This is a genomic window from Streptomyces hokutonensis, assembly GCF_000376565.1.
Taxonomy (GTDB): Bacteria; Actinomycetota; Actinomycetes; order Streptomycetales; family Streptomycetaceae; genus Streptomyces; species Streptomyces hokutonensis.
Genome location: NZ_BARG01000027.1, coordinates 51,716 through 72,663 on the forward strand (window position 1 = coordinate 51,716; position 20,948 = coordinate 72,663).

The following is a 20,948-nucleotide window of genomic DNA, read 5'->3' on the forward strand; positions in this document are numbered from 1 at the left end:
CATTGACAGGAAACCTGTCTGTAATGAGACTGCGGACCAGACGAGAAACCAACAGGAATCCTGTTGGTTGAAATCTTGGCAACGATGCTGAGGAGTGGCGATGACCGCCTTCGAGATCGAACCCGGCCGCCTGTTCGTCGGGGGGCAGTGGCGCGAGGCCGCCGACGGAGCGCGCACCGAGGTGGTCGACCCGTCCCGGGGCCGGGTCGTCACCACCGTCGCCGAGGCCGGCCCCGCCGACGTGGACGCGGCCGTCCGTGCCGCCCGCGAGGCCTTCGACAGTGGCCGCTGGTCCGGCCTCAGCGGTCGCGAACGCGGCCGGATCCTGCACCGCGTCGCCGAACTCATCCGCGAGAACGCCGACGAACTCGCCCACCTGGAGAGCCTCGACGTAGGCAAGCCCATCACTCTGTGCCACGCCGTCGACATCACGAACGCCGCCAACGACTACGAGCACTACGCCGCCCTGGCCTTCTCCCTGGACGGCTCGACCCGCGACACCCCGCTCAACGCGCTCGCCTACACCAAGCGCGAGCCGCTGGGCGTGGTCGCCGCGATCACCCCCTTCAACTTCCCCCTGATCCTTGCCGGTTCGAAGCTCGCCCCCGCCCTCGCGGCCGGCAACACCGTGGTCCACAAGCCCGCCGACGAGACCCCGCTCAGCGCCCTCTACATGGCCGGACTGCTCCAGCGCGCGGGCGTCCCGGACGGCGTCGTCAACGTGGTCACCGGCTCCGGCCCGGTCGCCGGAGAGGCCCTGCTGAGGCACGCGGGCGTCGACAAGATCGCCTTCACCGGCTCCACCGCCGTCGGCCGGCACGCGGCGAGCGTCGCCGGCGAGAACCTCAAGCCGGTCACCATGGAACTGGGCGGCAACGCGGCCCACATCGTCTTCGAGGACGCCGACCTGGAGAAGGCCGTCGGCGCGGTCATCAAGGGCTTCGTCTTCAACACCGGCCAGTTCTGCATGGGCGGCCCCCGCCTCCTGGTCGCCCGCCCCGTCTACAGCACCCTCCTCAACATCCTCGCCGACGCCGTCCCCGGCGTTCCGCTCGGCGACCCCCGGCTGCCCGAGACCGTCGTCGGCCCGATGGCGGGGGAGAAGCACCTGCGCAAGGTCGAGGAGTACGTCGACCTCGCCCGCAAGGAGGGTGCCCGCATCGTCTGCGGCGGCGAACGCCTCGACCTCGACGGCGGCTACTACTACAAGCCCACGGTCATCGCCGACCTCGCCAACGACTCCCGGGTGATCCAGGAGGAGATCTTCGGCCCGGTCCTCACCGTCCAGCCCTTCGACACCGAGGACGAGGCCGTCGAACTCGCCAACTCCACGCCCTACGGCCTGGCTTCGGGCGTCCAGACCGGCAACCTCGCCCGCGCCCACCGCATCGCGGACCGGCTCCAGGCGGGCATCGTCTGGATCAACGACTGGGCGATGCTCGACCCCAACGTCCCCTTCGGGGGCGTCAAGGACTCCGGCTTCGGCCGCGAGTACGGCCCCGAGGGCCTCGCCGCCTACACCCGGACCAAGTCCGTCGTCGTCTCGCTCGACTGACCCCGCCCGTGTCTCGCACATCTCGCTCGACCGACCATGCACACAGAGGAGTTCGTACGATGTCCACCACCACGCGCGCGGCCGTCGTCGAGTCGGGCGGCGCACCCTTCACGCTCGCCGACGTCGAACTGGCCGAGCCGGGTCCGCACGAGGCGCTCGTCCGCGTCGTCGCAACAGGCCTGTGCCACACGGATCTTGGGGTGGCGAGCGGCGGACTGCCCTTCCCGCTCCCCGGAGTTCTCGGTCACGAGGGCGCCGGTGTCGTCGAGGAGGTCGGCTCCGCCGTCACCGGTGTCGCACCCGGCGACCATGTCGTGCTGTCCTTCACATCCTGCGGGGACTGCCGCAACTGCCAGGGCGGACACCCCGCCTACTGCGCGACCTGGCTCCCGCTGAACCTCATCGGCGGTCGCCGCGCCGACGGCAGCAGCACCATCAGCCGGGACGGACAGCCCCTCGGCGGACACTTCTTCGGCCAATCGTCGTTCGCGGAGCGGGCGTTGGTCGACGAGCGCAGCCTCGTCAAGGTCGACCCGGACGTGCCGCTGGAGTCGATCGCCCCGCTGGGGTGCGGAGTCCAGACGGGGGTCGGCGCCGTCTGGAACGTCCTCAAGCCCCGGCTCGGCGACACGGTCGTGGTACTCGGTGCCGGGGCGGTCGGCCTGTCCGCCGTGATGGCCGCCGCCCTCACCCCCGCCACCCGGATCATCGCCGTCGACAAGGTGACCGAACGCCTGCTGCTGGCAAAGGAGTTGGGTGCCACCCACACCGTCGACGCGGGCGAGGCCGACCTCGGCGAGACCCTCGCGGTACTGACCGACGGACAGGGTGCCGACGGCATCGTCGAGACCACCGGCAGTGTCGCCGTCCTCCGCCAGGGCGCCGACGCCCTCGCCGCCCGGGGCACCCTGGTCGTCGTAGGAGCGCCGCCGTTCGGCAGCGAAGTCGCCCTGGACGTCAACGGGTTGATTCCCGGGAAGCGCATCGAGGGCCTCACCCTCGGCGACAGCGAGACGCAGAGTTTCATTCCCGCGCTCGTGCGGCTGGTGAAGGAGGGGCGGCTCCCGCTGCACCGCCTGATCACGACCTATCCGTTCGCGGACATCGACCAGGCGGTACGGGACATGAGCGCGGGCAAGGCCATCAAGCCCGTGCTCACGTTCTGACGCATCGGCCCCTGCTCAGTCGACCGTCAGCACCAGCTTGCCCGCAGTACGGCCGGTGCCGCCGAGCCTGTGTGCCTCGGCGGCCTCGGCCAGCGGGAACGCCCCGGCGATCGTCGCGCGCAGCTTCCCCGCCTCGACGAGTTCCGCGATGGCCTCCATGTCCGCGCGGTCGGCGTCGACCAGCATGCGGACCGCCCGCACACCGAGCCGCTCGGCCTCCTCGTGGAAGTCGTCCTTGCCGATCGGAATGATCGACACCACGACCCCGCCCGGCCGCAGCACCCGCAGGGACTTGAGTCCGGTCTCGCCGCCGAGCGTGTCCAGGACCACGTCCACGTCCTTCACGGCCTCGGCGAAGTCGGTCTCCCGGTAGTCGATCGCCTCGTCGACACCCAGCTCGCGCAGGAAGTCGTGCTTGCCCGCGCTCGCCGTGCCGATCACATGGGCGCCGCGCGCCTTGGCGATCTGCACGGCCACATGCCCGACCCCGCCGGCCGCCGCGTGGACCAGCACCCGCTGGCCCGGCTGGACATCGGCGTTCTCGACCAGCGCCTGCCACGCGGTCAGCGCGACCAGGGGGAGTGCGCCCGCCCGGACGTGGTCGACCGCGGCCGGCTTGTGGACGAGGGCGCGGGCCGGAGCGGCGACGTACTCGGCGTGCGAGCCGTGGCCCCACGGGTAGGACAGCATCCCGAAGACCTCGTCGCCGGCCTTGAAGCGGGCTACGCCCACACCGACGGCTTCGACGACGCCGGAGACGTCCCAGCCCAGGACGAACGGCGGCTCGCCGAGGAATCCGCCGGTGGCGCGATGCTTCCAGTCGGTGGGGTTGAGGCCGGCGGCCCGCACCTTGATCAGGATCTCGTTGGCGCGCGGCGCGGGCCGTTCGACCTCGGCGACTTCGAGGACCTCGGGACCGCCGAGGACGTGCTGGGTGATGACGCGCATGGTGTTCACAGTGCTCATGGTCATTGAGCCTGCCGGGTCCCGCACGACAAGAAAATGGCACGATGGCCAACCTTCGATAGAATCGTGCCATGCAGCATGTGGAACGGGTCGTGGTCCTGGCGCTCGACGGCGTCTACCCCTTCGAGCTGGGCATCCCCAGCCGTATCTTCGGCGCCGCCGACGGCCGCTACGAGGTGCTGACCTGCACGGTCGACGGCCGCCCGGTGCGCACCAACGCCGACTTCTCGGTCGCGGTGGAGCACGGTCCTGAGATCCTCGAGACGGCGGACACGGTCGTGGTCGCCTCGATGGCGACCCCGCGCATCCCCGAGGGCCTGCCCGCCGAGATCGCCGCCGCGCTCGCCCGGATCCGCCCGGACGCGCGGATCGTGTCGATCTGCACGGCCGCCTTCGTGCTCGCGGCCGCCGGACTCCTCGACGGCCGCCGCGCGACGACCCACTGGCAGGTCGTGGACCGCTTCCGGGCCCTGTATCCGCAGGTCGAGCTGGACCCGGACGTGCTCTTCGTCCACGACGGCCGGATCCTCACCTCCGCGGGCGCGGCCTCCGGAGTCGACATCTGCCTGCACATCGTGCGCACGGACCACGGCAGCGAACTCGCCAACACGGTCGCCCGCCGCTGTGTCGTCCCGCCCTTCCGCGACGGCGGCCAGGCCCAGTTCATCCAGCAGCCGGTCCCGGACTCCAGCGCCACCAGCACCGCCGCCACCCGCGACTGGGCCCTCGGCCACCTCGACGAACCCCTCGCCCTGAACGACCTGGCCCGCCACGCCGGCATGAGCCTGCGCACCTTCGCCCGCCGCTTCAACGACGAGGTCGGCCTCAGCCCCGGCCGCTGGCTGATCCAGCAGCGGGTGGCCCGCGCCCGTGATCTGCTGGAGGCCAGCGACCTGTCGGTCGACCAGATCGCCGGCCGTGTCGGCTTCGCGACCGGCGCCTCCCTGCGCCAGCATCTGCACGCGGCGATCGGCGTCTCCCCGCAGGCCTACCGGCGTACGTTCCAGGAAGCCCGCTGAACCCCCAACGTTTCGGCCCGCCCGTGCGTCGTAGGAACGACACACGAGGGGGTAGGGCATGCGCAGAGGGCTCACGGCGGTCGCCGTGCTGGCGGCCGTGACGGCGGTGGGGTGCGGTGACGGCGGGGACGGGAAGGACGTGGTGGTCGCGGGCACCCCGCCGGCCACGCCCTACAAGGGACCGCTGTACGTACCGGCCACCGGCTCCGACAAGTCGGGTGCCGCCGGCCGGGCGCTGGAATGCGACGGGAAGATGTACGAGAGCGGGGGCGCCGACGCCTGGAGCAAGGGCGACGGCGGCAAGACTCCCGAGGGCGGCCTGCGGGCGTACTTCGACATGGAGCAACCGGACGTGCCGCGCACGGGCTACCGCGTCGAGCGCAGGTCGGACGGGCGCGTGCTGTTCTCCTACGACGTCGACGGCCGCACGAAGGTCGCGGTCGTCGTCGCCAAGGACCGTGAGAACAGGCCGGGTTGGGGCCCGGAGAGCAGCGCCTCCTGCGATCCGGCCGAACTCCCGGCGGGCTTCGCCGAGGCGCGCGGATACGAGATCTGGACCGACCGGGACGGCCGTCGCGTGCCGACCACGGTGGTGAGCAGCTCGGTCGGGGCCGCGCACTGCGACTGGCAGAAGGCGCACTTCCTCCAGACCGGCGAAGGCCGGAAGGGCACGCTGTACGCCCGCGATCCGGATAAGGTGCTCCCGTCCGAGATGCTCACCGCCCCCTACGACGGTGACGTCCGTATGCCGGCCAGCGCCCGCGACACCGGATACCGGTACCACGACTGGCAGTTGTGGCTCACGCCCGACGCGTCGAAGGCGTACGTCCGCACCCCGGACGGCGTGGAGGCCTGGCCGTCGGTGAAGGACGGTCAGGGTTGTCTGTGAGCCGCTGTCACCGGCTCATGTGCAGGGCGACCAGCAACTGCCATACCTGGTCGGCGATTTCCTCCGCCGTGCCCTCCAACAGCCCGTGCAGCCAGTCGGCCAGGACCCCGCCGAAGGTCCCGGCGACGGCCGAGGCGACCAGCGGGGCGTCCGCCGCGCCCGCGAGTTCGCGCTCCCGGAGGCTGTAGGCGCGCAGGTCCCGGTGCAGGACCCGGCCGAGCGGGCCACCGCCGCCCGGGCTCAACAGGGCGCGGTACAGGGCCGCGTGGGGGAGGAGGCCGGCGAAGAACTCCGGCAGCGCGGGCGGCGCGTGCACCGGGTCGGGCCGGCCGCGCCAGGCGTGCAGTGCCTCCACCGCGTCCCGTACGACGTCCGCGCAGGCGTCGACCGCCAGCGCCTCCAGGCTGTCGTAGTGGACGTAGAACGTGGCCCGGCCGACCCCGGCCCGGCGCACCAGGGCGGCGACGCCGACCTCCTCCAGGGGGTGTTCGGCGCACTCGTCGAGGAGGGCCTGGCGCAGCCGTGCCCGGGTGCGGGCGGCCCGCGGGTCCTCGGGCTCGGCGCGGCTCACCGGGCGATCAGTACGGCGGCCAGGGCCAGCGCGCCGGGCAGCGCCTGCGCGAACAGGATGCGCCGGTTCGCCGTCACCGCGCCGTAGACGCCCGCGACCACGACACAGCTCAGGAAGAACACCTGGGCGCGGAAGCCGGTCGGGTCGGCGGCGATCAGGCCCCAGACCAGACCCGCGGCGAGAAAGCCGTTGTACAACCCCTGGTTGGCGGCCATCGGCGCGGTGGCTCTCGCCATCTCGGGGTCGAAGCCGTGCAGGCCGCGCCCGGGCTTCTTCTGCCACAGGAACATCTCCAGCACCAGGATGTACAGATGCAGCGCGGCCACCAGGCCCACCAGCACGTTCGCGAGCGTTTCCACGATCAGCCGACCCCTCGTCGTATTGGACAGGTGTCCACTATAGCTGGACACCTGTCCATCAGTGACCGCTTCAGGCCGCGTACACCTCCGCGCCTCCCACGTAGGTGAGCGCCACCCGCGTCTGTGCGATCTCCTCCGGAGGAGCGGCGAACGGATCACGGTCCAGAACCACCAGATCCGCCAGCGCGCCCGCCGCCACCCGGCCGGTGCCGTCCAGATGGTTCGCGTACGCCGAACCGGCCGTGTACGCCGTGAGCGCCTCGGCGAGCCCGATCCGCTCGCCGGACAGGAACACCGGCCCGGTGCTTCCGGGCTCGACCCGGTTGACCGCGACATGGATGCCCTGCAACGGATCGGGACTGCTCACCGGCCAGTCGCTGCCCGCCGCGAGCGTGGCCCCGGACCGCAGCAGCGCCCCGAACGGGTACTGCCACAAGGCGCGTTCGGGTCCGAGGAACGGAATCGTCAGCTCGTCCATCTGCGGTTCGTGCGCGGCCCACAGCGGCTGGATGTTCGCGACCGCGCCGAGTCGCGCGAACCGCGCCACGTCGTCCGGGTGCACCACCTGAAGGTGCGCCAGATGCGGCCGGGTGTCACTCGGCCCGTTCGCCTCCCGCGCCGCCTCGACCGCGTCCAGCGCGTTCCGTACGGCCCGGTCGCCCAGCGCGTGGAAGTGGCACTGGAAGCCGAGCGCGTCCAACTCGGTGACGTACTTGGGTAGTTGGTCCGGGTCGATGAAGCTGGTGCCCCGATTGCCCGTGACGCAGCCGCACTTGTCGAGGTACGGGTCGAGGAGGGCGGCGGTGCCGGTCTCGGCGACCCCGTCCAGCATCAGCTTCACACTGCCCGCCCGGAACCGGCCGTGGCTCAACGCGGCCCGCCGCTCCGCGAGTTCGGGGATCTGCTCGGCCCCGCGCTCCCGGTCCCACCACAGCGCGCCGACCACGCGCGCGGTGAGCGAGCCGTCGCGGGCGGCGGTCAGATAGGCGTCCGACGGATCGGCCATCCCCGCGAACTTCCCGACGATCGCGTCCTGCCAGGCTGTGATGCCGAGCGCGTGCAGATGCCGCTGGGCGTGCAACAGGGCGGCCAGCCGGTCGGCGGGTGTGGTCGGTGGTGTGAGCCTGCCGACGAGCTGCATCGCGCCTTCCTGGAGCGTTCCAGCAGGCTCACCCGACGCGTCCCGCTCGATCCGCCCGTCCGCCGGATCGGGTGTGTCCCGCGTGATGCCGGCCAGCTCCAGGGCCCGGCTGTTGACCCACGCGCCGTGATGGTCCCGGTTGGGCAGATACACCGGCCGGTCCGGTACGACGGAGTCCAGCAGCTCCTTCGTCGGCGTACCGCCCTCGAACGCCTCCATCGACCACCCGCCCCCGGTGATCCACTCCCGCCCCGGATGCGCGTCCGCGTAGGCGCGCACGGCGGCGAGGGTGTCCGCCGCGGTCTTCGCCCCCGTCAGATCGCACTGCGTCAGCTCGAGCCCCGCCGGCACCGGATGCACATGCGCGTCCTGGAACCCGGGCAACAGCAACCGCCCCGCCAGATCGACGACTTGAGTGCCCGGCCCGGCGAGGTCGTGCACCTCGTCATGTCCTACGGCCGTGATGCGGTCGCCGGTGACGGCCACGGCGGTCGCCGTGCGGCCCTCGGGGGTGAGGACGGGGCCGTTGGTGAAGAGGAGGTCTGCGTGCATGGTCCGTTTCCTTGCGGGGGTCATGAAGAGGTGGCGAGCAACTGCGGGGCGTCGGCGTCGGTGCCCCGACCGGACTGGAAGTAGGGCGACTTGCGTATCCACTTGGCCCAGGCGGCGGCCACGAAACCCGACGCGATCATCACTGCCGGGGTGAGCAGCAGGAACCAGCCGTTGTCCGCGCTGACTTCGAGGTGGTCGGTCGAGGTGTAGAAGGACCAGGCGAGGTAGCCGCCGAGACCCAGCAGGGCCAGCGCGCTCAGCGTGGGCAGCACCACCGCGCGGATTCCCTGCCGCCAGTCCTCCTGGAGGAGGGAGCGGAAGCGTACGGCGGCGGCGAGGGCGGTGAGCGCGTAGGAGAGGGCGACGACGATGCCCACGGCGTTCACCGTCGCCATGATCATGTCGGCGAGGCGGGGGATCACCAGCGCAAGGGCCGCAACTGCCGTCGCCAGCGCGCCGATCAGCAGGGTGCCGAGCGCCGGAGTGCCGTAGCGCGAACTGACCTTGGACCAGACGGGTCCGAGCGTGCGGTCGCGGCTCATGGCGAACATGCCGCGGGCGGTGGGGATCACGCCGGCCTGGAGGGAGGCGACCGCCGAGAACATCAGGGCGACCAGGGGGAGTGCGGCCAGTGGCTGGGAGGCGAGGCGGTCGCCGAAGTAGGCCAGGCCCTGGGCGCCGTGGCCCGCCAACTCGCCCTCGGACAGCACCCGTTGGAAGGCGATCGAGCCGAGCAGGAACAGCCCCAGCATCGTCACCAGGGTGATCAGCCCGGCCCGGGACGCGTCGCGCGGGTCGCGCACCTCCTCGTTCACGGTGAACGCGGCCTCGAATCCCCAGTAGCAGAACACCGACAGCAGCAGGCCCTGCGCGAGCGCCGACGCCGAGGGGATCGCGAAGGGGTCGAACCAGCTCAGGCTGAAGGAGTGCGGGCCGGTGACGATGCCGTAGCCGCAGAAGCCGAGCAGGACGACGTACTCGAAGATCAGCAGTCCGGTCTGGAGGCGGGCGGCGGTGCGGACGCCGGTGACGGCGGTCAGGGTGACGGCGACCAGGACCACGATGCCCACGGCGGTCGTCTGCGCCGTCGAGCCGGGGTCGAGGGCGAGCCCGGCCAGCCGGTGCAGTCCGGCCTCTCCGGCGAGCTGGATCATGGCCGAGCCGGTGACCGCCGTGGTGTACGCGAGGAACGCGATCGTCGCGACGATGTTCACCCAGCCGACCAGGAAGCCGAGCCACGGAGTGAGTGAACGGCCCACCCACACATAGCCGTTGCCCGCGTTCGGCTCGACCTTGTTGAGGCGGGAGTAGGCGCCCGCGATGCCCAGGATCGGCAGGAACGCGAGCAGCATGATGGCCGGCAGATGCAGCCCGACCACCCCGGCGGTCACGCCGAGACCGATGCCGATGCTGGTGGTCGCGGCGGTGCTGGACGCGGCGATGGCGACGCCGTCCAGCAGACCGAGGGACTTGCGCAGTGCGGGCCCCGACGGGGGTGGCGTGTCGATCATGGCGTGCTCTCCGCTCGCACCGGGGGGCCCGAACGGCCCCGGTGAACGCACATGAAACTGCGCGGGCCCTTAACAGGTCAACGGTGTTGTCATAAGGTGCGGACACCGGGAACCGAGCAGCGAGGAGGTGCCGGATGAGCGACCGTGTCGTCCCGGCCGCCGACCGGCGACGCAGACGCCCCACCAAGCAGGGCGTGGTCCTGTCCGAGGAACTGATCGTCGAGACCGCGCTGAGGCTGATCGAGGAGCACGGCGCCGAGGCCCTCTCCGTACGCCGGCTCGGCCGCGCCCTCGGCGCCGACCCCAGCTCCCTCTACCGCTACTTCCGGCACACCGACGACCTGATGCTGGCCGTCGCCGACGAGCTGATCGGCCGCACACTGCGCACCTGGCGGCCCACCGGCGACTGGCTGGCCGACCTGCGGGACCTGGGCCTGCGCATGCACGCGGGCGCCCTCGCGCACCCGAGGGCGGCGATGCTCAGCTCCTACCGGGTGACCGGGCGGGTGTACGAGATCCAGGCCGTGGAGACGATCCTCGGAGTGCTGCGCGGGGCCGGTTTCCCCGACACCGAGGCGGTGCGGATCTATCACGCCTACGTCGACCAGGCCCTCGCCTTCGGCGCCCTCGACTCCGCGAACACGGCGCTGCCGAAGCCGGCCCGCGACGCGGAGGCCGCCGTATGGCAGGCGATGTACGCCCAGTTGCCCGCGGACACGCACCCGCACATCGCGGCCACGGCCCGCCATCTCGTGGCCACCATGCGGCACAGCTCCTACCCGGCGGCCCAGGACCTGCTGCTGAGCGCGGCGGCTGCGCGGCTCGCCGAGATCCGGGCCGGGGAGCGGGCGCTGCCTACGAGGAGCGCGGGGCGAAGTCCGTCGTCGTGAACGTGGCGCGGTCCCCGGACGTCGTGCCGTCCGTGATCCACCAGCGGGTGGCGGGCTCGCCGTAGAAGCCGAACTTGGCGTCGGCACCCCAGTTCAGGATCAGTTCGTCCTTGCCGTCCCCGTCGAAGTCGGCGGCCCCCACGGGCCGGGCGTGCCGCCACTTCGCGGGGATCCGCGTGCCGTCCGCCGTGGCCGGCCCGTTGCGCAGGACCGTGGTCCGCCGGGTGCCGTCGATGAGCGTGGCGCCCTCGTACGTGGCGACCAGGATGCCGTCCCGGCCGTCGCCGTCCGGATCGGCGGACGCGTAGCCGCCCGGCCCGTAGTCGGTGCGCGCCGACTCGGGTGGCTCGGGCAGTCGGTATGTCACCGGGGCGCCGCCGTCGCCGGGATACACGGCGAGCGAGCCGTCGACCTCGGCGGGCTCGGTCTCGTAACCGGGTTCGTCGTTACGGCTGCCGTCGTCGCCCACGGCCACATCGCGCTGTCCGTCGCCGTCGAAGTCGCCGAACGCGTGAGCGTTGCCGCTCCTCAACTGCCTGGTCGAAGCGGACAGTTGGACACCGCGCCGGGCCGTGTAGAGCGTGTTGCCGGACTGCTCGCCGTCGCTCACCGCGTGCAGCAGCAGCGAGGTCGCGCGGGGAGTGCCGGACGGGTCGACGGCGTCGGCGATCAGTTCGCCGTCGGCCCAGGGAAGGCTCGTGTCGGTGCGGGCGGACTTGCCCGAGCGGGTGAAGGGGCCGTACAGCACCACCATCGACGAGTGGTTGTACGCGAGGCCGGCGAGGTCGTGGTGCCCGTCCCCGTCGAAGTCCCCGCGCACCAGGGACCGTATGCCCAACTTGCTTGCGCTCTGCGGCAGTTGAACCGGCGTGGCGGAGGCCTTCGCGGTGGCCCCGCCCCAGGTGACGTACGGGACGGTACGCGCCGCGACAACGTTGCCGTCCGACACCATCGAGCCCTGGACGGACGTGACGAAGTCGGGGAAACCGTCGCCGTCCAGATCGGCGGTCGTGACGTCCGCGGCGGACACCGAGTCCTTCGGCGTCAACAGCTGTTTGGCCGGCGCCGGCAGGCCCAGGTCGCCGCGCCCCAGGACCGTGCGCTTCGACGGGTCGAGCCCCTTCGCCGACCCGTAGACCACACCGACCCGTTCGTCGGGGGCGTCCGCCCCGCCACCATCGACCGCGACCGGCACCACCAGGTCGCGGTATCCGTCGCCGTTGATGTCGTCGGGATCCTTGGAACCCTTGCCCGGAGCGGGAGTTCGGCTCGCGGCGGCCGTGCTCGGGCCGCCGTCGGAGGAGGCCGACGGTTCACGGGCGGCGGTGCCCTCACCGCTCCCGCAGCCGCTCAGCGGAGCGAGCGCGGTGCAGACGGCGAGGGTCACTACGGCGATACGCGGCTTCATCCGCCCCACTCTCGCATCCCCCGTCACACCCGAACCAGGGGAGCCGTGCGGTCGGTGCGCTTTCGTTGATCGCGGCAGACCGTCCGCCTCGTCGGCATCAACTGGCCGAACGGGGATACCCGTTGGGTGCGTGGCAACCGGACTCGACGCTTGCGCGCCTGAATTCTCGGAGGAACCATGGCACTCGTCAACGCAAGCTTCGTCGTGCTCGACGCGGTCGAGCCGGAGAAACTCGCCGTGTTCTACACGGAGTTGCTCGACGGCGAACAGACGGACATCTCGCTCGACCAGGTGGAGATCAGGGGCGCCGACGGCACCCGGCTGGCGTTCCGCCGCGACGCCGGAGCCATCCCGCCGAGCTGGCCCCGCGCCGAGAACAACCAGCAGGTCCACCTGGACTTCCTGGTGGAGGACCTGGACGAGGCGGAGCGCAGGATCATCGGCCTCGGCGGACGCGCGCTGGAGACCAAGGACATGCCGGGCCCGTACGAGGAGCGCGTGTACGCGGACCCGGCCGGCCACTCCTTCACCCTGCGCCCGGTACCGTCCACGACGTCCGAATAGCGCTGGGGCCCCTCAACTCCCTTACTCCCGGCCGCCCTTGTCCTTCGCCGGCCAGACACCGGTCGAACGCTCGATGGCCTTCGCGCCGGTACGGTCCGCCGCGCTGCGCGCCACCGCGAACAGGGCGCCCTGGAGCGCGGCGGCGAACAGGATCTCGCCCCAGCCGCGGTCCCGGTCCAGCGGATCGGGGGCGTCCTCCTCATGCCGTATCGCCTTCCACGTGGCCCGGAAGGCACGCCCCGCGAGGGCGCCGCTCACGATGCCCAGGACGAGACCGACGGGCTGGTAGACGAGGGGGAGTTTCTTCTTCTTGCTCTTGGCCACGGGGGTCTCCTTCTGCGCACGTGCCGGTCGGCACCCTGACGGTGCCATTGAAACCGGGGGTTCGGTAGAGGGTGTGAGCAGCCCCCTCAGGGGCAGTCGGCGTAGATGAGCGACACAGCGTCCGACCGTACGACAGAGCGGGAATCCGACGGTGCCACGGACCGGAAGACCCGGGTCACCGTCCTCGTCGCCCTCGCCGCCAACCTGGTGATCGCGGCCGCCAAGGCCGTCGGCGGTCTGGTCGCGGGGTCGCCCGCGCTGCTCTCGGAGGCCGCGCACTCGGTGGCCGACAGCCTCAACGAGGTCTTCCTCCTCGCCGCCCTGCGCCGCAGCCGCCGCCCCGCCGACCGGCGCCACCCCTTCGGGTACGGCAAGGAGCGGTTCTTCTGGTCACTGCTCGCGGCCGTCGGGATCTTCGTCATGGGCGGCTGCTTCTCCGTTTTCCAGGGGGTCGAGGCCCTCCGCAACGGCGCGGAGGAGACGTCCACCGGCTATGCGGTCGGCCTGGTCGTGCTCGTCGTGGCCCTCGTCGTGGAGGGCGTCTCGCTGCTGCGGGCCCTGCACCAGGTACGCGCCCAGGGCGGCGGCATGGACGCGCTGCGCGACCCCGCGCTGCGGACGGTCGTCGCCGAGGACGGCACGGCCGTGCTCGGTGTGACCCTCGCGATCATCGGCATGGCGCTGCACATGATCACCGGCCAGGTGGTGTGGGAGGCGTCCGCCTCGCTCGCCATCGGCCTCCTGCTCGGCTACGTCGCCTACCGCCTCGGACGTGACGCCCGCGACCAGCTCATCGGGGAGGCCGTCGACCCGGAGCTGAGCGACAGGATCCGCTCCCTGCTGGCGGCGGAGCCCGAGATCGACAGCGTGGAAGCGCTGTTCACCATGCGGATGGGGCTCGACTCGACGATGGTCGCCGCCCGGATCGACCTGGTGCCCGGCATGGACAGCGAACGGGTCGAGGAGGTGTCCATGCGCATCAAGCGCTCGCTCGGCCGGGCCGTGTCCGAGACCGGCGAGATCTTCCTCGACATCACCGACCGGCCCGCGCGGGAGGCAGCGGAAAGCCCCGCCGCGACGGGGGAGCGCGGCGGGGCCTGAAGGGCGGGTGCCCGGCGGGCACCGGTTCATGCGCCTCGGAACAAGAAAATTCCTCGCGGGCGCGGAACGGCTCCCGGCGTCAGCTGCCGTCGGCCGGTTCGAGGACGAAGACGGGGATCTGCCGGTCCGTCTTCGTCTGGTACTCGGCGTACGGGGGATACGCGGCGACCGCCCGCTCCCACCACTCGGCCTTCTCCTCGCCGGTGACCTCGCGGGCCGTCAGGTCCCACTTCTGCGGGCCGTCCTGAAGCTCCACCCGGGGGTCGGCCTGGATGTTGAAGTACCAGACCGGGTGCTTGGGCGCGCCGCCCTGCGAGGCGACCACGGCATACCGTCCGTCGTGCTCGACCCGCATCAGCGGGGTCTTCCGGATCTTCCCGCTCTTGGCGCCCACGGTCGTCAGCAGGATGACGGGCATACCCGTGTCCATCAGGGTCGTCCCCTTGGTGCCACCGGAGCTCTCGTACAGCTCCACCTGGTCGCGCACCCACTGCGCCGGACTGGGTTCGTACTCGCCCTCAAGAGGCATGGCATCCGTCCCATCTCGCGTTCTACGGCTGTCTCGCACCGAGATTCAACACCAGCCGACCCGCGATTCATCCACACCGCGACTCTCTTCGGCCACGCGTTCGTGTTCGGCGGGATCCGGCTGACCGTCGGCTCCACCGGACGGCCGTATCGCGCCAGATTCGCGCCGTGCCGCACCGCCCGGGAGGGGCCGACTGCCGGCCATCGCGTGTACGAGGACGGGAGCCGCGCGAACCGGACCGTCAGGTTCAGCCAGATTGTAGGGACCACCGATCTGGCCGAACTTGAGGTGGCTCCATAGGTGCCTCGGGCATCTAATGAAGATCGGCACGACGCACCCTTCGTCTGCGAGGTCTTCCATGACGGATCTGACGGATCTGACAGCTCCGACCGACCTGACCGAACCCGTCGCCTTCCCCCAGAACCGCACCTGCCCCTACCACCCGCCCACCGGCTACGACCCCCTGCGCGCCGACCGTCCGCTGACCCGCGTCACGCTGTACGACGGCCGTACCGTATGGCTCGTCACCGGACACACCGCCGCCCGCGCCCTGTTGGCCGACCAGCGGCTGTCCACGGACCGCACCCACCCCGACTTCCCCGTGATCAACGAACGCTTCGCGGCGGTCCGCGACCGGAGGATCGCCCTGCTGGGTGAGAACGACCCCAAGCACCGCACCCAGCGGCGGATGATGATCCCCGGCTTCACCGTCAAGCGCGCCAACGAAATGCGGCCCGGTATCCAGCGGATCGTCGACGACCTGCTAGACGCGATGATCGCCCAGGGCCCCACCGCCGACCTGGTGTCCGCGTTCGCACTGCCCGTGCCGTCGATGGTGATCTGCGCACTGCTCGGCGTCCCGTACGCCGACCACGAGTTCTTCGAGGCCCAGTCCCGGCGGCTGCTGCGCGGCCCGAAGGCCGAGGACAGCCAGGACGCCCGCGACCAACTGGACGCGTATCTCGGTGAGTTGATCGACCGTAAGCAACAGGATCCGGGCGAGGGGCTGCTGGACGACCTCGTCCGCGAGCAGTTGAACGAAGGGGCCCTGGACCGAGCCGAGTTGACCTCCTTCGCGGTCATCCTCCTCGTCGCGGGCCACGAGACGACCGCCAACATGATCTCCCTGGGCACCTTCACCCTGCTGCAACACCCCGAGCGACTGGCCGAACTCCGCGACGATCCGGGGCTGTTGCCGGACGCGGTCGAGGAACTGATGCGGTCGCTCTCCATCGTGGACGGTCTGATGCGGCTCGCCGTGGCGGACATCGAGGTGGAGGGTACGACGATCCGGGCCGGCGAGGGCGTCCTCTTCTCGACCGCCGTCATCAATCGCGACGAGGCCGTCTACACCGCCCCGGACACCCTGGACTGGCACCGGCCCACCCGTCATCACGTCTCGTTCGGCTTCGGCATCCACCAGTGCCTCGGCCAGAACCTGGCCCGCGCCGAACTGGAGATCGCCCTGCGCAGTCTCTTCGACCGGCTGCCCACGCTGCGCCTGGCCGCACCGGCGGAGGAGATCCCCTTCAAACCGGGCGACACGATCCAGGGGATGCTGGAACTCCCCGTGACCTGGTAAGAGGCTGCGTTCCATGCACACCGAAATCCACATCGACAAGGACCTCTGCATCGGGGCGGGCCAGTGCGCCCTGGCCGCCCCGGGCGTCTTCACCCAGGACGACGACGGCTACAGCACGGTGCTGCCCGGCAAGGAGGACGGCGACGGCGACCCGATGCTCCGCGAGGCGGCCCGCGCCTGCCCGGTCACCGCGATCACGGTGACCGAACCGACGGCGGGCTGAGCGGGGGTCGTCGGCGGAGCAGCAGGCCGCCGGGCCGCGCGGCACCGCCGTACGGCTCGGTCAGCCCGCGACCCCCAGCACCGCCACCTCGACACCCCGCAACCGCCCCCGATCCGCGATCACCTCGTACGCCGCGACCCGCCCGCCCTCGACGGTCACCCGCAGGGCGAGCAGCAGCCGCCCGCCCGGGGCGACCACGATGCCCACGTCCCCGTCGACAAGGGCGAGCGCGGCGAACCGGGTCCGGGCGCGCAGCAGTACCGTCCCCTCGGCGACCGCCCGGGCCCCGCGCAGCTCGGCCGGTACGCCGGGCGGCAGCGCGGCCGGTTCGGCGTGCCGCACCACGTCCGGGGCCAGGACGTCGAGCAGCGCGCCCAGGTCGCCGCCCCGCGCGGCGGTGAGGAAGGCCGCGACGACCTCCCGGTGCCGGTCCAGCTCCGCGCCCGGCACCACGGGTGTGCCCCGCACCTTGTGCCGGGCCCGGCTGGCGAGCTTCTTCGCGGCGGGCAGTGAGCGGTCCAGCACCGCCGCGATCCGGTCGAACGGCACCGCGAACAGATCGTGCAGCACAAACGCGACCCGCTCGGCCGGCCCCAGCGCGTCCAGCACCACCAGCAGCGCCAGCCCCACCGAGTCCGCGAGCACGGCCTCGTCCTCGGGCAGCTCACCGGCGCCCGGCTCGGGCAGCCCGTCGCCGTAGGGGTCCTCCCGCCGGGAGGCGCGGGCGCGCAGCATGTCGAGGCAGATACGGGAGACGACCGTCGTCAGCCAGGCGGCGAGGTTGTCGATGCCGTCGCCGCCCGCGCGGCTCAGCCGCAGCCAGGTCTCCTGGACCGCGTCGTCCGCCTCGGCGAGCGAGCCCAGCATGCGGTGGGCGACGGCCCGCAGCCGCCCGCGCTCCGCCTCGAACCGCTCGGCCAGTTCGTCGTGCCCGTGCATGGGTCACCTTTCCTCGTCGTGCTCCGTCACCTCTCCGACGCACCCGAACCGACCGAGGTGACCACACCATGCTGCTGCACATCGACTCCAGCGCCGACACCACCGCCGACTCCGTGACCAGGCAACTCACCGAGACCTTCGCGCGAACCCACGGCACGGCGGACCACCGTCACCGCGACCTGTCCGCCGAACCGGTGGAGCCGATCACCCCCGCCTACACGACCCTCGGCCGCCGCGTGGAACGCGAGGGCTTCGTCCCGCCGGCCAAGGTCCCCGCGCTGATCGAGACCGCCGCCGAGCAGCGCGAGTGGGACCTGACGCTGCCGTTGGTCTCCGAACTCCTCGCCGCCGACACGGTGTTGCTCGGGATCCCGATGTACAACTTCTCGATCCCCGCGAGCCTGAAGGCGTGGATCGACCGTGTCACCTTCCCCGGCGCGCTCACCGATCCGGACACCGGCGAGAGCCTGCTGCGCGACACTCGGGTGGTCGTGGTCATGGCCCGCGGCGGCGGTTACGGCCCCGGCACCCCGCGCGAGCACTTCGACTTCCAAACGCCTTATCTGAAGGCCTACTTCGGCAACCTGGGCGTACCGCCGGAGCACCTCCACCTCGTCGCCGCCGACCTGACCCGGGTCGACGTCATGCCCCACTTGGCAGGCCTGGAGAACCTGGCGGCGGCCTCCCTCGCCCGGGCCCGCGCCACGCTGACGGCACTCGCCGCCGTCTGACCTCAGACGGCCCCCAGCAGCGACCGCACCGCCTCGCGCGCCTCCGCCGCCGGCTCCGCGCTCCCGGTGATGCCCGCCGTGACCATGGCCCCCTCGGCCAGCAGGAACACCTGCCCGGTCAGTACGGCGGGCAGTCCGGCGTCCGCCACGAGACCGGCCAGATAGTCGCGGAACGCCCGCTTGTGCGCCCGGACTTGGGCCACCACCCGCTCCGAGCTCGCGCCCAGCTCGCCGTAGGAGTTGATCCACGCGCAGCCCCGGAAGTCGGCCTCGCCGAACCACTCCTCCAGCCAGTCGAAGACGGCCGGAATTCGTTCCCGCGGATCATCGTGCCGCTCGACGTGCTCGGCGAGGCGCCCGCGCCAGCGCAGGTCACGCCGTTCGAGATACGCCTCCACCAACTGGTCCTTCGCCGGGAAGAGTTGGTAGAGCCGCTTGAGGGAGAGCCCGGAGGCGGTGCGGACGGCGTCCATGCCGACGGCCTGTACGCCCCGGCCGTAGAACAGCTTCTCGGCGGCGTCCAGCGCCTGTTCCCGGGCGACCGCACTGTCCATGAAACGACCTCTCCTTGACGTGAGAACGACCGTTCTCTACGTTAGCAGTCGTCCGGAGAACGCTCGTTCTCACACTGCTCCCCACTCTGGAGACGACCATGGCCGACCGCCCGCCCCTCCCGCCCTTCACCCGCGAGACCGCCGCCCAGAAGGTGCAGGCCGCCGAGGACGCCTGGAACACCCGTGACCCGCTGCGCGTCGCGCTCGCCTACTCGGAGGACTCCGTCTGGCGCAACCGCGACACCTTCGTCACCGGCCGCGCCGAGATCGTCGACTTCCTCACCGCCAAATGGGAGCGCGAGCACGAGTACGCCCTGCGCAAGGACCTCTGGGCCTACGACGGCAACCGCATCGCGGTCCGCTTCCAGTACGAGTGCCGGGACGCCGACGGACAGTGGTGGCGGTCGTACGGCAACGAACTGTGGGAGTTCGACGAGCACGGGCTGATGACCCGGCGCGAGGCGAGCATCAACGACACGCGGATCGAGGAGAAGGAACGGCGTCTGTTCGGGGCGCGCCCGGAAGCCGAACGCGGGCGGTCGTTCCCGCTTCAGTAGGGTTCCCGGATGACCGAACCGGACGGGAAACCCTTCCTCTACGTCGTCGTCTGCGCCGCCGGTGTCGCCGTGGACGTCGGCAGGCTGATAGCCGCCGCGCGGGAGCGGGACTGGGAGGTAGGGGTCATCGCGACCCCGGTCGCGATGAGCGGCTTCTTCGACACGGCCGCCGTCGAGGCGCAGACCGGCCGGCCGATCCGTTCGGCGTGGCGAACTCCCGGTGACCCGCGCCCCTTTCCGCCCCCGGACGCCGTGATCGTCGCGCCCGCCACCTTCAACACGATCAACAAATGGGCGTCCGGTACGGCGGACACCCTCGCCCTCGGCACCCTCTGCGAGGCGTACGGCCTCGGTGTCCCGACCGTCGTACTCCCTTGTGTGGCCGACGCGTTGGCCGCCCACCCCGCCTACCGGGCGAGCCTGGCACGGCTGCGCGAGATGGGCGTCCGTTTCGGTGAGCCGTACTCCGGCGCGGCCCAAGAAGGCGGCGGGCGGCCGGAGTTCGGCTGGACGAAGGCGCTGGACCTGCTCTAGGAACAGGTCACGGTCGGACCGGCCAGCATGCCCCCGGTGTAGAGCGTCTGGCCCTGGGGCATCCAGTAGCCCAGCTTCGAAACCACCGTGGAACAGCGGGACTTGAGGGCGACCCGCACCACCACGGTGTCCGGGTGCCCCGGCTGGAGATCGGTGAGCGCGCAGTCCAGGGCGTGCGGGAGCCGGTCCTGCGCGGGATGGCGGCCGATGAGTGGATTGACGCAGCGAGGGTCGGCCGTGGTCAGTTCCGCCCCGGTGCCCTCCTCCGCGATGAGCCCGAACCGCGCGCTGCCGTCGCCCTCGTCACTGTGCCGCTGAACCGTGTACGTCAGCGTCGTCACGGAGTTCGGCGCCAGGGTGCTCCGGTCGACCTCGATGCCGTGCGTCGCCTTGGGCCTGGGCGCGGTCAGCGTGAGCGTCGCGCGGACGGTGCCCTCCACATCCACTCCCTCGGGCATCGAGCGGACGCGCACGGTAGCCGTGAAGTCGTACGTCCCCGGCCCCGGATACTGCCCCGACCCGGGCAGCGTGCCGGACGCGACCGTCTCGCCGGCGCGCCGCGCGGTCCAGGTGCCCGAGCTGCGGCACGCGTACTGGACGGTCGCCCGGAGCTGCCGGCAGGTCGCGGGCGCCGAGACCGCCATGGTCGGGGTGCCGCTGCCCGCGCAGAGACTGACCATGGCATGCGCTCCGCGCGGGCCGTGCAGGGTGCCCGCGGGCGCGCACAGCGTCGACGGCGGCTCGGGCGGGGGCGGCGCCGGATCCGTGTCGCCCCACGCGGGCGACACCAGGGCCAGCGGCAGCACGGCCGCCCCCAACAGGGTCCTCAGTCCGGTCCAACGTCTCGGCACGGCGTTCCTCCCGTACGGCCACGACCGGCCGGGCGCCGGTCGTCCGCACCGAGGATGCGCACCCCCGCAACCCGCCCGACCGCTCCCACGCCGCGCGTCCGGGGCCGGTCACACCAACGCCGGACGCCGGCCGGTGCCCGTGGAGCACGACGCCCGCAGCTCCGGCTGCGGCCGCTCTCCAAGCGCCCGTACGAGGTCGTCGCGCGCAGGTCCCGGACCCGCTCGACCGGCGGCGCCGCCGTCGCCGCGTGCCCGATGGGGCGCGGGTAGCCGTCCGTGGCCGCGCGCACCACTAGGGGCCTGTCCGGCGGATCAGGCCGCAGGAAAGAAGCGGCAACTGATCAGCGCAGGGGAGCGGGGCGTGGTGCGTGCAGCTGCAAGGCGGAGGAGGGAGTCGACGCGGTGGGGGCACCTCCCGGCCGAAGGCCGGGG

23 protein-coding genes are annotated in these 20,948 nt (G+C 71.7%); 12 read left to right on the plus strand and 11 right to left on the minus strand.

Going from position 1 to position 20,948, the window contains the following annotated elements; genetic code table 11:
* Positions 1 to 100: 100 nt before the first annotated feature.
* A complete protein-coding gene (locus tag SSP08S_RS15400; RefSeq protein ID WP_019068513.1) occupies positions 101 to 1,555 on the plus strand; it encodes an aldehyde dehydrogenase family protein in 1,455 nt (484 codons plus the stop codon).
* Between the two features lie 59 nt (positions 1,556 to 1,614).
* The gene (locus SSP08S_RS15405; RefSeq protein WP_019068514.1) at positions 1,615 to 2,721 is read left to right on the plus strand and encodes an NAD(P)-dependent alcohol dehydrogenase; all 1,107 of its coding nucleotides are present in this window, start codon (positions 1,615 to 1,617) and stop codon (positions 2,719 to 2,721) included.
* A 15-nt stretch (positions 2,722 to 2,736) separates the two neighbouring features.
* On the opposite strand, the gene SSP08S_RS15410 is transcribed toward SSP08S_RS15405, so the two are convergent.
* Positions 2,737 to 3,687, minus strand: a complete 951-nt coding sequence (locus SSP08S_RS15410) for an NADP-dependent oxidoreductase (protein WP_043259476.1) — start codon at positions 3,685 to 3,687, stop codon at positions 2,737 to 2,739.
* 71 nt (positions 3,688 to 3,758) lie between these two features.
* Here SSP08S_RS15410 and SSP08S_RS15415 point away from each other — a divergent pair, with 71 nt between their 5' ends.
* Entirely contained in the window at positions 3,759 to 4,706 is a 948-nt protein-coding gene (locus SSP08S_RS15415; RefSeq protein ID WP_019068516.1) for a GlxA family transcriptional regulator, read from the plus strand.
* Between the two features lie 58 nt (positions 4,707 to 4,764).
* Positions 4,765 to 5,595 (plus strand): hypothetical protein, encoded by an 831-nt coding sequence (locus tag SSP08S_RS15420; RefSeq protein WP_019068517.1) that lies wholly within the window; start codon positions 4,765 to 4,767, stop codon positions 5,593 to 5,595.
* Positions 5,596 to 5,602: 7 nt separating this feature from the next.
* Here the strand turns inward: SSP08S_RS15420 and SSP08S_RS15425 are convergent, their stop codons facing one another.
* The 4 genes from SSP08S_RS15425 to SSP08S_RS15440 form a co-directional block, all read right to left on the minus strand.
* Positions 5,603 to 6,166: a TetR/AcrR family transcriptional regulator gene (locus tag SSP08S_RS15425; protein WP_019068518.1), complete on the minus strand. Its 564-nt coding sequence runs from the start codon at positions 6,164 to 6,166 to the stop codon at positions 5,603 to 5,605.
* Positions 6,163 to 6,525, minus strand: coding sequence for a DUF1304 domain-containing protein (locus tag SSP08S_RS15430; protein ID WP_019068519.1), 363 nt, complete (start codon positions 6,523 to 6,525; stop codon positions 6,163 to 6,165). The genes SSP08S_RS15425 and SSP08S_RS15430 overlap by 4 nt, the downstream gene beginning before the upstream one ends.
* A gap of 70 nt (positions 6,526 to 6,595) precedes the next feature.
* Positions 6,596 to 8,218: an amidohydrolase gene (locus SSP08S_RS15435; RefSeq protein WP_019068520.1), complete on the minus strand. Its 1,623-nt coding sequence runs from the start codon at positions 8,216 to 8,218 to the stop codon at positions 6,596 to 6,598.
* A 20-nt stretch (positions 8,219 to 8,238) separates the two neighbouring features.
* On the minus strand, positions 8,239 to 9,729 hold the full coding sequence (locus SSP08S_RS15440; RefSeq protein ID WP_019068521.1) for an APC family permease: 1,491 nt from the start codon (positions 9,727 to 9,729) through the stop codon (positions 8,239 to 8,241).
* Between the two features lie 134 nt (positions 9,730 to 9,863).
* On the opposite strand from SSP08S_RS15440, the gene SSP08S_RS15445 reads away from it, so the two are divergent.
* Positions 9,864 to 10,619: a TetR/AcrR family transcriptional regulator gene (locus SSP08S_RS15445; RefSeq protein WP_019068522.1), complete on the plus strand. Its 756-nt coding sequence runs from the start codon at positions 9,864 to 9,866 to the stop codon at positions 10,617 to 10,619.
* Here the strand turns inward: SSP08S_RS15445 and SSP08S_RS15450 are convergent.
* Positions 10,585 to 12,027 (minus strand): FG-GAP repeat domain-containing protein, encoded by a 1,443-nt coding sequence (locus SSP08S_RS15450; protein ID WP_019068523.1) that lies wholly within the window; start codon positions 12,025 to 12,027, stop codon positions 10,585 to 10,587. The two genes, SSP08S_RS15445 and SSP08S_RS15450, sit on opposite strands and share 35 nt — an antisense overlap.
* A gap of 177 nt (positions 12,028 to 12,204) precedes the next feature.
* On the opposite strand from SSP08S_RS15450, the gene SSP08S_RS15455 reads away from it, so the two are divergent.
* Positions 12,205 to 12,591 (plus strand): VOC family protein, encoded by a 387-nt coding sequence (locus tag SSP08S_RS15455; protein ID WP_019068524.1) that lies wholly within the window; start codon positions 12,205 to 12,207, stop codon positions 12,589 to 12,591.
* A 21-nt stretch (positions 12,592 to 12,612) separates the two neighbouring features.
* Here the strand turns inward: SSP08S_RS15455 and SSP08S_RS15460 are convergent, their stop codons facing one another.
* The gene (locus SSP08S_RS15460) at positions 12,613 to 12,915 is read right to left on the minus strand and encodes a DUF4235 domain-containing protein (protein ID WP_019068525.1); all 303 of its coding nucleotides are present in this window, start codon (positions 12,913 to 12,915) and stop codon (positions 12,613 to 12,615) included.
* A 105-nt stretch (positions 12,916 to 13,020) separates the two neighbouring features.
* Between SSP08S_RS15460 and SSP08S_RS15465 the strand changes: the two genes are divergently transcribed.
* Complete coding sequence (locus SSP08S_RS15465; RefSeq protein WP_019068526.1) at positions 13,021 to 14,016, plus strand: cation diffusion facilitator family transporter; 996 nt, start codon at positions 13,021 to 13,023, stop codon at positions 14,014 to 14,016.
* 79 nt (positions 14,017 to 14,095) lie between these two features.
* On the opposite strand, the gene SSP08S_RS15470 is transcribed toward SSP08S_RS15465, so the two are convergent.
* Positions 14,096 to 14,545: a nitroreductase family deazaflavin-dependent oxidoreductase gene (locus SSP08S_RS15470; RefSeq protein ID WP_019068527.1), complete on the minus strand. Its 450-nt coding sequence runs from the start codon at positions 14,543 to 14,545 to the stop codon at positions 14,096 to 14,098.
* 358 nt (positions 14,546 to 14,903) lie between these two features.
* Here SSP08S_RS15470 and SSP08S_RS15475 point away from each other — a divergent pair, with 358 nt between their 5' ends.
* Together SSP08S_RS15475 and SSP08S_RS15480 are read left to right on the plus strand one after the other, a co-directional pair.
* Positions 14,904 to 16,127 (plus strand): cytochrome P450, encoded by a 1,224-nt coding sequence (locus SSP08S_RS15475; protein WP_019068528.1) that lies wholly within the window; start codon positions 14,904 to 14,906, stop codon positions 16,125 to 16,127.
* Between the two features lie 13 nt (positions 16,128 to 16,140).
* Positions 16,141 to 16,350, plus strand: coding sequence for a ferredoxin (locus SSP08S_RS15480; RefSeq protein WP_019068529.1), 210 nt, complete (start codon positions 16,141 to 16,143; stop codon positions 16,348 to 16,350).
* Positions 16,351 to 16,410: 60 nt separating this feature from the next.
* On the opposite strand, the gene SSP08S_RS15485 is transcribed toward SSP08S_RS15480, so the two are convergent.
* Positions 16,411 to 17,289: a sigma-70 family RNA polymerase sigma factor gene (locus SSP08S_RS15485; protein WP_019068530.1), complete on the minus strand. Its 879-nt coding sequence runs from the start codon at positions 17,287 to 17,289 to the stop codon at positions 16,411 to 16,413.
* Positions 17,290 to 17,357: 68 nt separating this feature from the next.
* Here SSP08S_RS15485 and SSP08S_RS15490 point away from each other — a divergent pair, with 68 nt between their 5' ends.
* A complete protein-coding gene (locus SSP08S_RS15490; protein ID WP_019068531.1) occupies positions 17,358 to 18,020 on the plus strand; it encodes an FMN-dependent NADH-azoreductase in 663 nt (220 codons plus the stop codon).
* Positions 18,021 to 18,022: 2 nt separating this feature from the next.
* On the opposite strand, the gene SSP08S_RS15495 is transcribed toward SSP08S_RS15490, so the two are convergent.
* The gene (locus SSP08S_RS15495) at positions 18,023 to 18,574 is read right to left on the minus strand and encodes a TetR/AcrR family transcriptional regulator (protein WP_019068532.1); all 552 of its coding nucleotides are present in this window, start codon (positions 18,572 to 18,574) and stop codon (positions 18,023 to 18,025) included.
* A 98-nt stretch (positions 18,575 to 18,672) separates the two neighbouring features.
* Between SSP08S_RS15495 and SSP08S_RS15500 the strand changes: the two genes are divergently transcribed.
* Both SSP08S_RS15500 and SSP08S_RS15505 read left to right on the plus strand, forming a co-directional pair.
* Complete coding sequence (locus SSP08S_RS15500; protein WP_019068533.1) at positions 18,673 to 19,131, plus strand: nuclear transport factor 2 family protein; 459 nt, start codon at positions 18,673 to 18,675, stop codon at positions 19,129 to 19,131.
* A 9-nt stretch (positions 19,132 to 19,140) separates the two neighbouring features.
* Entirely contained in the window at positions 19,141 to 19,665 is a 525-nt protein-coding gene (locus SSP08S_RS15505; RefSeq protein ID WP_019068534.1) for a flavoprotein, read from the plus strand.
* On the opposite strand, the gene SSP08S_RS15510 is transcribed toward SSP08S_RS15505, so the two are convergent.
* Positions 19,662 to 20,516, minus strand: coding sequence for a hypothetical protein (locus SSP08S_RS15510; RefSeq protein ID WP_245607889.1), 855 nt, complete (start codon positions 20,514 to 20,516; stop codon positions 19,662 to 19,664). The two genes, SSP08S_RS15505 and SSP08S_RS15510, sit on opposite strands and share 4 nt — an antisense overlap.
* Positions 20,517 to 20,948: the final 432 nt, after the last annotated feature.